The organism is uncultured Desulfovibrio sp. (assembly GCF_944324505.1).
GTDB lineage: Bacteria > Desulfobacterota > Desulfovibrionia > Desulfovibrionales > Desulfovibrionaceae > Desulfovibrio.
This window is the reverse complement of the sequence record NZ_CALUWO010000003.1, coordinates 143,958-159,234: the sequence shown is the minus strand read 5'-3', so window position 1 is coordinate 159,234 and position 15,277 is coordinate 143,958. Positions and strand designations below refer to the sequence as shown.

Sequence of the window (15,277 nt, the reverse complement as noted above, 5' to 3'; positions counted from 1 at the left end):
TCCGCAAGCACCACCGCCCCGTTTCCTGCCTGTGGCAGACGAATACAAGAGGCCGGTCCCCGCCCGGAACACACCGCCCCTCCGCCCGGAGCGCCCACCAGAAAATCCGCGCCACATACGCGCCAAGGAGAACGCATGGCCCTCAGCATCGGTATCGTCGGCCTGCCCAACGTGGGCAAGTCCACTCTGTTCAATGCCCTGACCAAGGCCCAGAACGCCCAGGCCGCCAACTATCCCTTCTGCACCATCGAGCCGAACAAGGCCACGGTGGCCGTGCCGGACGAGCGGGTGGAGGCGCTTACCGCCAAGGCAAAGCCCAAAAAGACCATTCATGCCAGTGTGGACTTCATTGATATTGCCGGTCTGGTGCGCGGCGCCAGCAAGGGCGAGGGTCTGGGTAACCAGTTCCTTGCCAATATCCGGGAATGCGCGGCCATTGTGGAAGTGGTGCGCTGCTTTGAGGACGAAAACATCACCCACGTGGACGGCAGTGTGGACCCGCTGCGCGACATCGACACCATCGAAACGGAACTGCTGCTGGCCGATATCCAGAGTGTGGAAAAGCGCCTGGAAAAACTGCAAAAAATGGCCAAGGGCAGCAAGGATGCCAAGGCCGCCGCAGACCTCATGCAGGGCCTGCTGGCCGCACTCAACGACGGCCGGCCCGCTGCCACCTTTGCCCTGCCGGACAACGAAACCTTCCTGCAATCCTGGAAGGAACTGGGCCTGCTCACCGCAAAGCCGGTCATCTACTGCGCCAATGTGGATGAAGACAATGTGGCCGACGGCAATGCCCTGTCGGAACGTGTGCAGGCCCTGGCTGACGAGCGCGGCGCCGGCTTTGCCCGCATCTGCGCCAAGCTGGAAGAGGAACTTCAGGGCCTGTCCGCCGAGGAACAGGCCGAAATGCTGTCCTCCTACGGCATCAATGAAAGCGGTCTGGTGCGCATCATCCGCACCGGCTACCATACGCTGGGACTGTGCAGCTACTTCACCGCCGGCCCGGACGAAGTCCGCGCCTGGACCATCCATGCGGGCTGGAAGGCCCCGCAGGCCGCCGGCGTCATCCACACGGACTTTGAACGGGGCTTTATCCGCGCGGAAGTCATCTCTTATGACGACTACATGAGCCATGAAAGCGAGGCGGCCTGCCGTGCCGACGGCGTGCTGCGCGTGGAAGGCAAGGATTACGTGGTGCAGGACGGCGATGTCATGCACTTTCTTTTCAACGTCTAGCCGCGCTCCCCTGCCGCTTGCCCGCAACAGGCCCTTCCCGCCCTCGCGGGACGGGCCGTTTTTTTTGCCTGTCGTTCCGCTTTTTCCCGCCAGCTGCCCGGACAGTCTCCAACGATTCAGGCACTGACGGTTCTGGCACCGACGATTCCGGGCAGGGCCCGACATCACGCATCAGGGGCACCCGCCCTGCCCCGGCAGGCCCCGTCCGGCACGAGCTGACCGGCACTGCGACCGGCACCATGCCGGGTACGATGACGGCTACTGTCCGGCAATGTCGCCTGCCCCGGCCGCCATGGGCATCTCGGAGGCATCAGGCCGAAAAATCTTCCCTCTGCCAAAGCCCCGCGCTTCCCCGGGCTTCCCTGGGGCCTGTCGCCTCTGGTGACATGCGGCGGCACACGGTCCAGCCGCATGCCCCGGCAGCTTTTGCGTGCCTGCTGCGGACAGCACAACAAAAGGCGGAAGAGCCGATGACGACACTCCCGCCTTGCCTCGCGTCAATATGCCATAAATAAATCTGTCCCACTAACGTTCCGGCTCGGGAGCCGGCAATGGCGCCGGCGCCGTCTGTGCCGTATCCGGTACCGCCGGGGGAACGGCCACAGGCTGCGGAGCCACCGGTGCGTCAGAGGCAGATGCGGGCGCTGCCTGCGGGGCAGGCTCTTCCACCCCGGCGATGCGCACGGCAAATTCGGCCACCTCGTCAGGGGGCGCATAGAACAGCACCATGAAGGGCACTTCGCCCCCGGAGGGCACCCTGCCGTTGCGGATGAAGATGTCCGGCCCGCTCTGCAGGAAGGATTCCATTTCCTTTTCGCCCAGAACCTGCAACTGAAAAAGGGAAAGCTGAGCGCCGGCCAGCTGGGTCTTGATGGCCAGGGGCTTTTTCTGCCCGTCATACAGGGTGGCCTCCACCCGTATCAGGGCGCGGGCATCGGGAAATTCATTGCGCACATCGCCCATGACCACGCATATCCGGCCCACCTTTTCATTCTGCACAAAAAACTGACGCACGTTGCGCATGGTCAGCAGGGACACCTCATCAGCAATGGCCGGCTCTTTCGCCTTGTCCTTCTGCTGCTCTTCCCCCTGCAGAAAGGCCGGCAAGGCTGGCAGGCTGTCCCAGTACCACCAGGCGGCACCGCCACCCAGCACGCAAAGCAGCACCAGCACCAGCAGGCATCCCCGGAAGCGCCCCGTGCCGGAACGTTCCGTGCCGTAGACGGAATACTGGGTGCGCGGATCAAAACCGGCCTTCGGCGCCGCCTCGGGAACCGCCGTGTCCCGTGCGGCCAGCGGAAAGACATGCCGGCAGACGGAACAGCGCAGCCTGGCGCCAGGCCGGGCAAGATTGTCCGGCAGATTAAAGCGGCTCCTGCACTGGGGGCACTGAACTTCCATGCCGTTCTCTCCCTAGACCTTCAGCAGCTCATAGATGGCGGGCAGCGCCCGGTAGCGCTCCGCATGATCCATGCCGTAGCCGACAATAAAGCCGGAATCCAGCGCAAACCCGCTGAAGCGCACAGGCACATCCACTTCGCGCCGCTCACTCTTGTTCACAAGGGCTGCCACCTGCACGCTGCGCGCGCCGCGCTGCTGGAGCAGGTCCAGCAGATACCGCAGCGAACAGCCGGAATCCACCACATCTTCCACCACCAGCACATGCCTGCCGCGCACATCGCATTCCAGGTCCTTGGTCAGGCGGACTTCATGGCTGGTGGACGTGCCCGCCCCGTAGCTGGACAGACGGATAAAGTCCAGTTCCAGCTGTTCCAGCGGAATGGCGCGCGTCAGATCGCTGAAAAAGTGCACCGCCCCCTTGAGAACACATACCGCCAGCAGCGGCTCATTGCCATAGAAGGCGGCTATTTCCCTGCCCATTTCTCCAATGCGCGCGGCAATGCGCTCCGCGCTGAAAACACAGCGGCAATCTTTCACGGGCGCGTTCCTTCAAGCAGTTTGAACACCGCCGTTTCGTCGCAGCGATCAGGATATTTGGGGCAATGGACACAGCTGGACCAGATTTTCTGGGGCAGATCCCCCTTGTTAATGGTGGAAAAGCCCAGCGTGCTGAAGAATTCCACCTGATAGGTCAGGGAAAAGACCCGCTTGACGCGCAGCACATCACAGTCGGAAAGGCAGGCTTCCACAACCCTGCGGCCCAGGCCCTGACGCCGGCAGTCCTCGCGCACCACCAGGGAGCATATCTCGGCCAGGTCATCCCACACCGGCGCCAGCGCACAGCAGGCGGCCAGCCCGCCATCCGGGGCATCAATGACCCAGAAATTGCGGACATGCTCAAAAAGATAGCTGAGCGCACGCGGCAGGAGCAGCCCCTTCTGAGCACAGTCCAGCAGCAGGGCGTGCATTTCCTTTACATCATCCAAGTGTGCCCTACGCACAGGCCAGTCGTACGCCATAACCTAGTCTTCCAGAAGTTTGTCGAAGATTTCCGAAAGGTCCTTGTAGCCCACCATGCCGGAGCCAGCCAGAACCACCTTGCCGCTCTTGTCATAAAAGACATTGAAGGGAATGCTGCTGATGCCAAAGGCATTGATAAGGTCCCGCTTGGCCGTATAGGACGGATAGCTGACCCCCAGCTTGTCCAGAAAGGCCGGCAGCTGCTTGCGTGTGTCCGCATCGTCCACGGAAAGCCCGATGATCACCACTCCCCTGCTGCCATAGGTCTTGTGGATGCGCTCCAGCTCGGGGATTTCCTGACGGCAGGGCGGGCACCAGGTGGCAAAGAAGTTGAGCATGACCACCTTGCCGGAGTGGGCCTTGACAAGCTGGGTCAGCTCGTTGCGGTTCAGGTCGCCAAGAATGGGCGCGGCCTGGGCCAGCACCGGGAACAACAGGACAAAAAGGAACGCAAGACAAAGTTTTTTCATGGGTACCTAACTCAACAGGGTTTTGGCCGCACGCACCGCGCTTACGGCATCCTCACAATAGGCATCCGCGCCAATGGCATCGGCAAAGGCCTGCGTTACCGCCGCCCCGCCCACCATGACCCGGATGGGCAGCTGCCGTTCCCGGACAAGGCGGATGGTGTCCTCCATGCGGACCATGGTGGTGGTCATCAGCGCCGACAGGCCGATAATACGCGCCTTGTGTTCCAAAGCGCAAGCCACAATCGTCTCGGCAGGCACATCTTTTCCGGCGTCCACCACTTCGAAGCCGTGATTCCCCAGCAGCAGGGCCACAATATTCTTGCCGATATCGTGAATATCCCCTTCCACCGTGGCCATGACCACCACGGGCCGTTCCTCGTTGCCGCGATTTTTTTCAAGTAACGGTTTAAGTTTTTTGAAGGCGGTCTGCATGGTTTCTGCGGCGCGGATGAGCTGGGGCAGAAAGTATTCGCGCCGTTCGTAGCGTTCCCCCACTTCCGTGATGGCCGGAATCAGCGCGTCATTGACAAGGGCAAAGGGGTCTGTTCCCTTGTCCAGCTCGGCCTGCACAAGGGCGCAGACATTTTCCCGGTCCCCCAGCAGAACGGCCTCTCCGGGCGTTGCTGCCCGGCCTGCCTCGGCCACTGCGGCCGCCACCGCTGGCGCGGCGGCCTTCCAGCCGGCATAGCGGGCCACAAAGGATGCCGCATGGGCATCATGCCCGCGAAGCACGCTGAGCGCATCAAAGGCTTCGTGCAGGCGCGCCGCAGACGGATTGGCAATGCAGGAGGACAGCCCGGCCCCGGCGCCCATGCAGAGGAAGGTGGCATTGAGCAGATCCCGTGCCGGCAGACCAAAGGACAGGTTGGACAGGCCCAGCGTGGTGGGCAGGCCCTGCTCGTTGCACCAGCGTATCATGTCCAGACAGGCCAGTGCTCCTTCCGGCTTGGACGAAACCGCCAGGGCCAGAATATCTACCAGCAGCAGGCGGCGGGGAATGCGCAGGTCCTGGGCCTGACGCAGCAGCGTTTCCAGAATGGCGATGCGCTCCGAGGCCGTGACCGGCAGGTTGGCCCCCTGGAGGGGCAGCAGAATGAACGGCGCGCCGTAATCCCGGCAGAGCGGCCCCAGGGTTTCCATGCGCCGGGCCTCGCCGCTGATGGAATTGACCAGGCAGGACCCCGGACAATAGGGCAGCGCCCTAGCAATGGCCTCCACACTGGAAGAATCCAGGGAAAGCGGCGCCATCACCCGCTCCACCAGACGCCGTGTCAGCTCGGGCAGCAGCTCTTCTTCCTGGACCAGCGACGCGCCCACATTCACATCCAGCACCTGGGCGCCGGCGGCAAGCTGTTCGTCGGCAAGGCGCATGGCCTCGTCGAACTGCCCTGCCTGCAACTGGGCCGTCAGCACCTTCTTGCCCGTGGGATTGATGCGCTCGCCAATGATGACAAAGGGTTCTCCCGGGGCAAAGCGCACCAGGGAGGAGCGGCTGGTCAGGCACATGCCCGGCCGGGAAACGGCGGCAGGGCTGCGCAGTTCGATGCTGTCCGCGGCCTGCCGCAGGGCGGCCAGATGCCGGGGCGTGGTGCCGCAGCAGCCGCCGAGAACGCGCGCCCCCAGGCTGGCAAAGCGAGCCGTCCTGTCGGCAAATTCCTCCGCACCAAGGGGAAAGACCGTGACACCGTCTCGCAGTTCGGGCAGACCGGCATTGGGTTCTGCCATCACCGGACAGGAGCAGACCTCCAGCAGGTCACGCACCACCCCTTCCATCTGCTCGGGACCAAGGCTGCAATTGGTGCCCACCACGTCCACGCCAAGGTTCTGCATGGTTTCGGCAAAGATGACGGGAGAAGAGCCGGTAAGGCTCACCCCCTCCTCAAAGGTCATGGAAACCATGACCGGCAGATCGCAGACCTGACGGGCCGCCACCACGGCGGCCCGTGCCTCGGCCAGATCAAACTGCGTTTCAATGAAGATCAGGTCGCAGCCGCCGGCCACCAGGCCTCTGATCTGGGCGGCAAAGGCCGCTATGAGCGCCTCGGGCTCCACATCGCCCAGAGGGCGGGCAAAATGCCCGGTGGGGCCGACGTTGCCGGCCACCCAGACGGGCCGCGGGGCAGCGGCAGCGGCAGCGCGGGCGATCTCCACCATGCGCTTGCTGAAGGCAAAGACATCCAGATCGGCGGGCAGCTTGAACGGATTACCGCCAAAGGTGCAGGAAGTGAGGATATCCACCCCGGCTTCCACATAGGCGCCATGAATACCCTGCAGGATATCCGGCCGCTGCATGCAGAAGGCTTCCGGGCTGACGCCCAGGGGAAGGCCCGCGGCCTGGAGCATGGTGCCCATGGCACCGTCCAGCAGCAGGGGGCGCCGCTGCTCAAGCCGCGCCAAAAAAGAATTCGCTGGCATGAATGCATGTCCTTTTCATCTAAAAAATGACAGGCCCGGCCCCTCCGGGCCGGACAGGTTTTTATTACTGAAAAACGTTGAAAAGGACAAACCAAAACTATATATATTCCTCTGGACACTTCCCCCCTCCCGCAGCCTCAACAATTCCGGACATATTCCTGCCATGGCAGATAACGCCAAGCTCTCCTCCCTTTCAGGCGCGGCCGCCGCTGCTTCCCCTTCTCTTCAGCCCGAAGTGGAAGTCATGCCCGCGCCCCGTCCTCCCAAGTCGCGCAAGGCCGGCTCCAAGGGGTCTCCCGACGTGCCCCGGACCATTGACATCAGCGAGGATGCTGACGACATCGATCAGGAAGACCTGGATACCGACAGCCTCGATGACGACGAGGAGCCGCTCTTCCTCACGGAAGCCGTCCATGATGACGACGCCCTGCCGGCCCCTTCCGAGTTGCACCTGCCGGTGCAGGCCGGATCACGGGACAGCCTGCATCTCTATCTGCGCGAAATCAGCCGCTTTCCTCTGCTCAAGCCCGAAGAGGAACACGAACTGGCCCTGCGCGTGCGCGATCATAACGATCCTGACGCCGCCTTTCGCCTCGTTTCCTCCCATCTGCGTCTTGTGGTCCGCATCGCCATGGATTTTCAGCGCCGCTGGATGCAGAATGTGCTGGACCTCGTTCAGGAAGGCAATGTGGGTCTCATGCGGGCCGTCAACAAGTTTGACCCGGACAAGGGCATCAAGTTTTCCTACTATGCCTCGTTCTGGATCAAGGCCTACATCCTCAAGTTCATCATGGACAACTGGCGCATGGTCAAGATCGGCACCACCCAGGTGCAGCGCAAGCTCTTCTACAATCTGAACCGCGAGCGGCAGAAGCTCATTGCCCAGGGCTTTGACCCGGACGCGGCCATGCTTTCCGAACGGCTGGGGGTCAGCGAGGAGCAGATTGCGGAAATGGACCAGCGCCTGGCTGCCAATGATCTGTCCCTCAATGCCCAGGTGGGGGACGAACCCGGCGGCGCCACCCGCATGGATTTTCTGCCTGCCCTGGGTCCCGGCATCGAGGACGGCCTGGCCAACAACGAGGTGGCCGGCATCCTGCACGACAAGCTGAAAACCCTGCTGCCCAAACTCAACGAAAAGGAACTCTACATCCTGAAGAACCGCCTTCTTTCCGATGATCCGGTCACCTTGCGCGAGATCGGGGAACGGTATAACGTGACGCGCGAGCGCGTCCGGCAGCTGGAAGCGCGCCTTCTGGAAAAGATTCGCCAGCATCTGGCCGGCGATATCAAGGACTTTTCTGACGAATGGATCCGGTCGTAAATGAAACGCGCTAACGCCCTTCTGCTTTGTGCCGCGCTCATGGGAAGCATGGCACCCTTTGCCTTGCTGGGCTGCGGCGGCTGCGCCAATCAGCATAACCAGTCCGGCGGCCAGCAGGTCAGCTCCACGGGACGCTCCCCGTCCATGGCCCTTTCCCCCGAGGCAGCGGATACCTATGCCTATCTGGTGCTCATGCAGAATCTCGGCCGCGAGGACGAGGAAGGCCTCATGCAGGCCCTGCCGCTGCTCAGCAAAAGCCGTATCCCGGCCAGTGCCTGGCTTGATGGCGCCATCTGGCTGCTGGGGCGCCGCTCCGGCTATCTGCTGACCTATCTGGAGCAGGCTCTGGCGGCCTATCCCGAAGACCTTTCCCTGAACATGCTTCAGGCGGAGGCCCTGGCCGAAAACGGCATGCAGGACAGGGCCATCGGCCTCATGCAGGCCTATATCGCCCGCCATGCCGATGCCACGGATGCCCAGGTGGAACTGGCCATGCTGCTCAACAAGGCCTCGCGCTTTGCCGAGGCTGAGGCCCTGCTGGCGGCCGTTCCCCCGAAGGCCCGCACTGCCCTGCTGGAATATACGCACGCCCGCTCCCTTTCGGCGCTGGACCGCAAGGACGAGGCCATCCGCCATCTGCAACAGGCCATTGCCAGCAATCCCGACTTTCCCGAAGCGCTGGCCGAGCTGGCCTTCATCCACGAACAGCGCGGCGAATGGAAAGAGGCGCGCAGCGTCTACGAACGCCTGCTCAAGGTGGACTTTTCTTCCCAGGACGTGGTGCTGCGTCTGATCCATGCCTCATTGCAGCTCAAGCAGCCGGACATGGCCCTCCGTTATCTGGACAAGGGGCCGGACACCCCGTCCTTCCGCATCACGGCCGCCCGCCTCTTCATGGATGCCGGGCACTATCTCCAGGCCGAGCGCCTGCTGCGCAAGGTGGCTGACAGCCGGGATGCCCCGCCGGAAATTTTCCTGATTCTGGCAGAACTGAGCTATCAGCAGCGCCGGGACCTGAAACAGGCCCTGGCCTGGCTGGACAAGCTGCCCCGGAATGTGGAAAACGAGGTCACCAGCGCCCGGGCCGTTCTCATACGCGCCCAGATGCTGGCCGATGCCGGACAGGAAGCCACCGCACTGGATACCGTGCGTCAGGGACGCCGGCAGTATCCCGACATGACGGACTTCGTGACGCTGGAGGCGCGCATTCTCGTGCGCATGGACCGCAGGGCGGAAGCCCTGAGTCTGCTTGAAGACAGCCTGAAACGCTGGCCCCAGGACGCGTCCCTGACCTTCCTGCTGGGCAGCCTGCAAGATGAAATGGGCAGAAAGGACGAGGCATTCCGCACCATGGAGAACCTCCTCAGCGCCCATCCCGACCATGCCCAGGCCCTCAACTATGTGGGCTATACCCTGGCCGAACAGAACCGGGACCTGGACAGAGCCATCGAACTGCTGCGCCGGGCGGACAGCCTGGCCCCCCATCAGGCCTATATCATTGACTCCCTGGCCTGGGCGCTCTTCCGGAACGGCCAGTATGCGGAAGCGCTGGAACAGATCCGGCGGGCCGTACGCCAGGATGGTCCCATCGATGCCGCCATCTGGGAGCATTATGGCGACATTGCCGCCCATGCCGGACTTGCGGAGGAGGCCCGCAAGGCCTACGAAAAAGCTCTGGAACAAAAACCCGCCAATGCGGAAGCATTGCGGCAACGCCTGTCCACGCTATGAAAACACTGCGCATCTTCTGTCTGCTTCTGGTCATGGCAGGCCTGCTGACGGCCTGCGCCGCCCAATCCCCCCGGCAGCAGGCCCCGGCAGCCGACCCGGCCTCGGCCCGCGCCGTCTGGCAGGCCCTTCTGTCCCAGAGCGCCCGGCACCCGGAGGCACCCTACCGCCTGAACATGAGCCTGCGCTTTGGCAAAGACGGGGACACCCGCCGGGTGACGGCCCTGCTCTGGGGCAATAATGACCATGCCCTGCGCCTGGATGTCATGGCCGGTGTGGGGGCCGTTGTGGCCAATATTCTTGAAGACGGCACGCATTTTCTGGTATATGCCCCGCACGAAAACAGGGCCTATTTCCATCAGGGCAGCACCCGCCCCCTGCTCAAGGTGGGCGTCCCCGTTCCTCTGGCGCTGACGGACCTGTCTGCCCTGCTCAACGGCCGCTATGCCGCTGTTTTCGGCACGGCCGAGGGGACGGCCACCAGTGCCGGCAACGGCTGCCTGGCCTTTGCCCTGCCCGGCCGGCCCGGCGGCGTGCTGGAAGTGGATGCCGGGGGCCTGCCCCGGCGCTGGCGGGAAGACGGCAGCAGGGGCTGGACCATGGAAGTGGCCTATGATGACGCCTCCCTGCCACGCCGGCTGAACCTGATGCACGCCAACGGCCAGAAGGCCATCGTGCTTGTCAAGCAGCGTGACGCCGCTGTACCCCCCTTCACCCAGAGCCAGCTGAGCCTTTCCCTGCCGGAAAACGCCCCCCTGCTGCCGCTGTCCCGGTACCGCGCTCCTGCCGACTAGCAGATCGCATTCCGCAATTTTCAATGGGCTTATGGAGGAGATATGAGCACCATTCATCTGGCCTGTGACCACGCGGGCCTTGACCTCAAGGATATTCTGAAGCACGCCCTGGAAGAACGCGGCTTCAGCGTGACGGACCACGGCACCCATACCCGGGAAAGCTGCGACTATCCGCAGTTTGCCCACGCCCTGTGCCATGCCGTGGAGGCGGAAGCCGACGGACGCGGCATTCTCATCTGCGGTACGGGCATCGGCATGTCCATGGCTGCCAACCGCCATGCGGGTATCCGCGCGGCGCTCTGCACCACCGAGTTGCACGCCCGCCTTACCCGCCGGCACAATAACGCCAATGTGCTCTGCCTGGGGGCACGCATCACCGGCGTGGAGCTGGCCCTGGCCATCATGGCGGCATTTCTGGATACGGATTTTGAAGGCGGCCGCCACCAGCGCCGCCTTGATCAGCTCACCATACAGCCCGCAAAGGGATAGTTTCATGCTGCTTTACAATACGCTGACCCGAAAAAAGGAAACCTTCACGCCCCTGCGCCCCGGCAAGGTCCATATGTATGTCTGCGGCATCACCGCCTATGACCTCTGCCACATCGGGCATGCCCGTTCCGCCATTGTCTTTGACCTGCTGGTGCGTCACCTGCGCGCCCAGGGGCTGGACGTCACCTTTGTGCGCAACTTTACGGATGTGGACGACAAGATCATCAATCGCGCCAACAAGGAAGGCCGCGACTGGAAGGAAATTGCCGAAACCTACATCCGGGCCTTCCACGAAGACATGGACCGCCTCAACGTGCTGCGCGCCGATCATGAACCGCGCGCCACGGAGCATATTGCCGAAATGCAGGACATCTGCACCACGCTCATCAACCAGGGCAAGGCCTATGCCACCCCGTCCGGGGATGTCTACTTCCGTGTGCGTTCCTATCCGCCATACGGCAAGCTCTCCGGCCGCAGCCTGGACGAACTCCAGGCCGGCGCCCGCGTGGCTCCCGGCGAGGAAAAGGAAGACCCGCTGGACTTTGCCCTCTGGAAAGGCGCCAAACCCGGCGAACCCAGCTGGGACAGCCCCTGGGGCAAGGGCCGCCCCGGCTGGCACATCGAATGCTCGGCCATGAGCAAGCCCTATCTGCCGCTGGACATTCATGGTGGCGGGCAGGACCTCATCTTTCCGCATCATGAAAACGAGATAGCCCAGACCGAAGCCTCCTGCCACTGCCAGCTGGCCCGCTTCTGGGTGCATAACGGCTTTGTGCAGATCAATGCCGAAAAGATGTCCAAGTCCCTGGGCAACTTCAAGACCATCCGGGATATTCTGGACGGCTACCTGCCCGAAACTCTGCGCTTTTTCCTGCTGGGCAAGCAGTATCGCAGCCCCATTGACTTCAGCGCCGAAGCCATGGACGAGGCTGAACGCGCCCTGCATCGCGTCTATGAATGCCTGCGCGAAGTCCGCCTTGCCCTGGAGCGCGCCAAGTGGAAGAAGATCGCCCTGCCCGCCGACCTGGCCAAGGAATGGGAAGAGCTGGCGCCCACGGTCACGGAGGCACTGGATGACGATCTGAACAGCGCCCAGGCCTTCGGGCATATCTTCACCCAGGTGCGCCTGGTCAATCGCCTGCTGGAAGACAAGGCCCTGCGCGCCGGCGATGGCGCCAAGGCCCTGCTGGAGGACTTTCTGCGCCGTGCACAGGACTGGAGCCGCCTGTTCGGTCTGTTCGGTCAGGAACCCGAAGCCTTTCTGCTGGCCATGCGCGATCAGAAGGCCCGCCGCAACAAGGTGGACCTTGCCAGGGTGGAAGACCTCATGGCCCAGCGGGCCACGGCCCGCCAGAACAAGGACTTTGCCCGGTCCGATGCCCTGCGTGACGAACTGGCCGCGCTGGGCGTCATGGTGCGGGATACGCCCCAGGGACAGCTCTGGGACATGGACTAGCCGCGCCCAGCGTGTCTATCCGCAGGGCTGGCCGGTATCCGCAGAGAGGAGATGCCATGCAAAACTTCATGCACTGCCTGAAGAATATCCTCCACACCGGCATGCTGGCCGCCCTGCTGGCCCTTCTTGTGCTGCAACTGACAGCCGGGCCTGCCCTGGCCTTTTTCTTCGGGGGGGTTTCCCTGAAGGACGAAAAGGAGATGGGCCACAAGTTTGACACCATGATCCGGGCCAATCTGCCGCTGGTGCAGGACCCGGAGGTCAGCCACTATGTGGAAAGCCTGGTGTCCCGCCTGGTGGGGGCCATTCCCCCCCAGCCCTTCACCTTTCGCGCCGGGGTCATTCTGCACCCCTCGCTCAATGCCTTTGCCGTGCCTGGTGGCTATGTGTATGTCTTTACGGGCCTGATCATGAACCTCAACAATGAGGGCGAGCTGGCCGGCGTGCTCTCGCACGAGCTGGCCCATGTTACCCAGCGTCACGTGGCCTCCCGCCTGGAGCGGGCGCAGGTGGTCAGCATTGCCTCTCTGCTGCTGGCCATTGCCGGCATCGCCGCCGGCGGTTCCGGTGGCGGCGCCCTGGCCGTGGGCGCCATGGGCGCCGGTCAGTCCGCCATGCTCAATTACAGCCGCATCGACGAGAACGAGGCAGACCATATTGGCTTGCAGTACCTCATGGCTGCCGGCTATCCCCCCCAGAGCATGGCCGGAGGCTTCAAGGTCCTGCGGCAAAAAAGCTGGATGAGCGGCACCAGCGTCCCGGCCTATCTCTCCACCCATCCAGACATCGGCGACCGCATCAACGGCATCATGGCCAGGGTGACCGGTATGGCCTCCTCCCTGCGCAGCCGCAAGGTGGACAACCGGCGCTTCCTGCGTGTGCAGACCCTGCTCTGGGCACGCTACGGGGACAGCCAGGCGGCCCTGCAGCGCTTTTCACGGGGCAGGGACGGCCTTTCGGCCATGGGCAAGGCCATGGTGTACGCCCGCAACAACAACGTGACGCAGGCCGCGCGCAGCTTTCAGGAGGCGTTGACCCTGGCGCCGCAGGATTCGCTGGTGCTGCGCGAAGCCGGCATATTCCATTATCGCAAGGGGGACACCTCCCTGGCGGAACGCCTGCTGCGGCAGGCCATGCAGCTTGACCGGCAGGACTACATGGCCAGCTTCTTCTATGCCCGCCTGCTGGACGAGACCGGGCGTGCCACCCAGGCCGACAGCTATTACCGTGACGTGCTGCGGCAGGTCCCCGAAGAGGCAGACGTGCACGAGGCCTATGCCCGGTCACTGGGACGCACGGGCCGCACGGGTGCGGCCTATGTGCATCTGGCCTACAGTGCCATCTATGCCAACAAGCGCAAGCTGGCAAAGCGCTATGTGGAAGAGGCGCGAGCCAAGGTGCGCGACGCACGGGACAAGGCCCTGCTGCGGCGTATGGAATCCGTATACAAAGAACGCAAGGAAATGTGGGAAGACTGATGGAAATGCACTCCACCACCATTCTGGCCGTTAAGAAAAACGGCCTTGTGGCCATGGCCGGCGACGGCCAGGTCACCCTGGGCCAGAGCATGGTCATGAAGCACTCGGCCCGCAAGATTCGCCGCCTCAACGAGGGCAAGGTGCTGGCAGGCTTTGCCGGCGCCACGGCCGATGCCTTTACCCTTTTTGAACTGTTTGAGGCCAAGCTCAAGGAATTTCGCGGCAACCTGCTGCGCGCCGCCGTGGAAATGACCAAGGAATGGCGCAAGGACAAATACCTGCACAAGCTGGAGGCCATGCTTCTGCTGGCCGACAGCCAGCATTTGCTGCTTCTCTCCGGCACGGGGGATGTCATCGAGCCGGATGACGATGTGGCCGCCATCGGCAGCGGCGGTCCCTTTGCCCTGTCCGCGGCGCGCGCCCTGGTGCGCCACAGCGACATGACCGCACCGGATATTGTGCGCGAGGCCATGCAGATCGCGTCGGAAATCTGCGTCTATACCAACGACCACTTTACGGTGGAAACACTGTGAGCCTGCCTGTCTCCCAGCGCCTCACCGCGGGCTGCAAGGTCAATCTCGGCCTGCGCATCACCGGCATACGTCCCAATGGCTACCATGAACTGGACTCGCTCTTTCTGCCGCTGGCAGCCCCCTGTGACGTTCTGGACATCAGCCCCCTGCCGGCTGCCACCCCGCAGCTGGAGCTGCACTGCGCCATGCCGGGGCTGGACCTGGGGCACAATACGCTGACCAAGGCCTATCAGGCCTTTGCCCGCCGTGCGCAGACGCCCCCGCCGGCCTTGCGCCTGCACCTGACCAAGGGCATTCCCTCGGGCGCCGGCCTTGGCGGCGGCAGCAGTGATGCCGCCGTACTGCTGCGCTGGCTCAACGACACCGCTCCCGCACCGCTGACGGAACAGGAGCTGCACCTTGCCGCCCTGGAGGTGGGGGCGGATGTGCCCTTTTTCCTCATGAACTGCCCCTGCCGCGTGCAGGGCATCGGCGAACGGCTGACGCCCGTGCGGGTGGACCTGCCGGACACAGTGCTTGTGCTGCTCTGCCCCGGCGAAAGCATCAGTACGCCCTGGGCCTATGGCGCCTATGATGCCTGGTGCCGGCGCCGGGACGCGGCACCGCAGGACGCCGGGGACTTGACAAATGGCGCCATACGGGATACTGGAACGTCTCTCTCGTCCATGCCGAAAGCGGATGCCCATTGTGATGCCGTTTTCACCCGCGAGCAGGCTCTTGCCATGCGCAATGATCTGGAAGCGCCCGTGGCGGCGACCTATCCCGTCATCACGGAAATGCGCCAGGCGCTGCTGCAAGCGGGCGCGTGGGCTGCTGTCATGAGCGGCAGCGGCTCTGCGATGGTGGGGCTTTTCGCGTCGGCAACGGCGCCTGTCGCTGCCAGAGCATTGTCGAGACGATGGCAGGCGCACATTTGTGCAATCGCGTAACTCC

Annotated in this window: 14 protein-coding genes; 9 read left to right on the top strand and 5 right to left on the bottom strand. The window is 63.4% G+C overall.

The features are described 5' to 3' along the window. Nucleotides 1-135: 135 nt before the first annotated feature. Complete coding sequence (gene ychF / locus Q0J57_RS05020; protein WP_297217734.1) at nucleotides 136-1,236, top strand: redox-regulated ATPase YchF; 1,101 nt, start codon at nucleotides 136-138, stop codon at nucleotides 1,234-1,236. A 525-nt stretch (nucleotides 1,237-1,761) separates the two neighbouring features. Here the strand turns inward: ychF and Q0J57_RS05015 are convergent. Genes Q0J57_RS05015 through Q0J57_RS04995 form a run of 5 tightly spaced genes read right to left on the bottom strand, consistent with a single transcriptional unit; the run spans nucleotide 1,762 to nucleotide 6,542 of the window. Beyond that, the gene (locus tag Q0J57_RS05015; protein ID WP_297217732.1) at nucleotides 1,762-2,637 is read right to left on the bottom strand and encodes a DUF3426 domain-containing protein; all 876 of its coding nucleotides are present in this window, start codon (nucleotides 2,635-2,637) and stop codon (nucleotides 1,762-1,764) included. Between the two features lie 12 nt (nucleotides 2,638-2,649). Then, nucleotides 2,650-3,174: a hypoxanthine phosphoribosyltransferase gene (gene hpt / locus Q0J57_RS05010; RefSeq protein WP_297217729.1), complete on the bottom strand. Its 525-nt coding sequence runs from the start codon at nucleotides 3,172-3,174 to the stop codon at nucleotides 2,650-2,652. Then, nucleotides 3,171-3,656, bottom strand: coding sequence for an N-acetyltransferase (locus Q0J57_RS05005; protein WP_297217726.1), 486 nt, complete (start codon nucleotides 3,654-3,656; stop codon nucleotides 3,171-3,173). The genes hpt and Q0J57_RS05005 overlap by 4 nt, the downstream gene beginning before the upstream one ends. Before the next feature lie 3 nt (nucleotides 3,657-3,659). Further along, a complete protein-coding gene (locus Q0J57_RS05000) occupies nucleotides 3,660-4,127 on the bottom strand; it encodes a TlpA disulfide reductase family protein (RefSeq protein WP_297217723.1) in 468 nt (155 codons plus the stop codon). 6 nt (nucleotides 4,128-4,133) lie between these two features. Next, on the bottom strand, nucleotides 4,134-6,542 hold the full coding sequence (locus Q0J57_RS04995; protein WP_297217720.1) for a homocysteine S-methyltransferase family protein: 2,409 nt from the start codon (nucleotides 6,540-6,542) through the stop codon (nucleotides 4,134-4,136). Between the two features lie 163 nt (nucleotides 6,543-6,705). Here Q0J57_RS04995 and Q0J57_RS04990 point away from each other — a divergent pair, with 163 nt between their 5' ends. Genes Q0J57_RS04990 through ispE form a run of 8 tightly spaced genes read left to right on the top strand, consistent with a single transcriptional unit; the run spans nucleotide 6,706 to nucleotide 15,273 of the window. Continuing rightward, the gene (locus Q0J57_RS04990) at nucleotides 6,706-7,866 is read left to right on the top strand and encodes an RNA polymerase factor sigma-32 (RefSeq protein ID WP_297217717.1); all 1,161 of its coding nucleotides are present in this window, start codon (nucleotides 6,706-6,708) and stop codon (nucleotides 7,864-7,866) included. Continuing rightward, nucleotides 7,867-9,597, top strand: coding sequence for a tetratricopeptide repeat protein (locus Q0J57_RS04985; protein WP_297217714.1), 1,731 nt, complete (start codon nucleotides 7,867-7,869; stop codon nucleotides 9,595-9,597). Then, entirely contained in the window at nucleotides 9,594-10,388 is a 795-nt protein-coding gene (locus tag Q0J57_RS04980; protein WP_297217709.1) for a hypothetical protein, read from the top strand. The genes Q0J57_RS04985 and Q0J57_RS04980 overlap by 4 nt, the downstream gene beginning before the upstream one ends. 42 nt (nucleotides 10,389-10,430) lie before the next feature. Then, nucleotides 10,431-10,877, top strand: coding sequence for a ribose 5-phosphate isomerase B (gene rpiB, locus Q0J57_RS04975; RefSeq protein WP_297217706.1), 447 nt, complete (start codon nucleotides 10,431-10,433; stop codon nucleotides 10,875-10,877). Nucleotides 10,878-10,881: 4 nt separating this feature from the next. Next, entirely contained in the window at nucleotides 10,882-12,333 is a 1,452-nt protein-coding gene (gene cysS / locus Q0J57_RS04970; protein ID WP_297217703.1) for a cysteine--tRNA ligase, read from the top strand. Nucleotides 12,334-12,389: 56 nt separating this feature from the next. After that, nucleotides 12,390-13,811 carry a M48 family metallopeptidase gene (locus tag Q0J57_RS04965; RefSeq protein WP_297217701.1) on the top strand — a complete coding sequence of 474 codons (1,422 nt, stop codon included), beginning with the start codon at nucleotides 12,390-12,392 and terminating at the stop codon, nucleotides 13,809-13,811. Beyond that, complete coding sequence (gene hslV / locus Q0J57_RS04960) at nucleotides 13,811-14,344, top strand: ATP-dependent protease subunit HslV (protein ID WP_297217697.1); 534 nt, start codon at nucleotides 13,811-13,813, stop codon at nucleotides 14,342-14,344. Before Q0J57_RS04965 ends, hslV begins: the two co-directional genes overlap by 1 nt. Then, on the top strand, nucleotides 14,341-15,273 hold the full coding sequence (gene ispE / locus Q0J57_RS04955; RefSeq protein WP_297217695.1) for a 4-(cytidine 5'-diphospho)-2-C-methyl-D-erythritol kinase: 933 nt from the start codon (nucleotides 14,341-14,343) through the stop codon (nucleotides 15,271-15,273). The genes hslV and ispE overlap by 4 nt, the downstream gene beginning before the upstream one ends. Nucleotides 15,274-15,277: the final 4 nt, after the last annotated feature.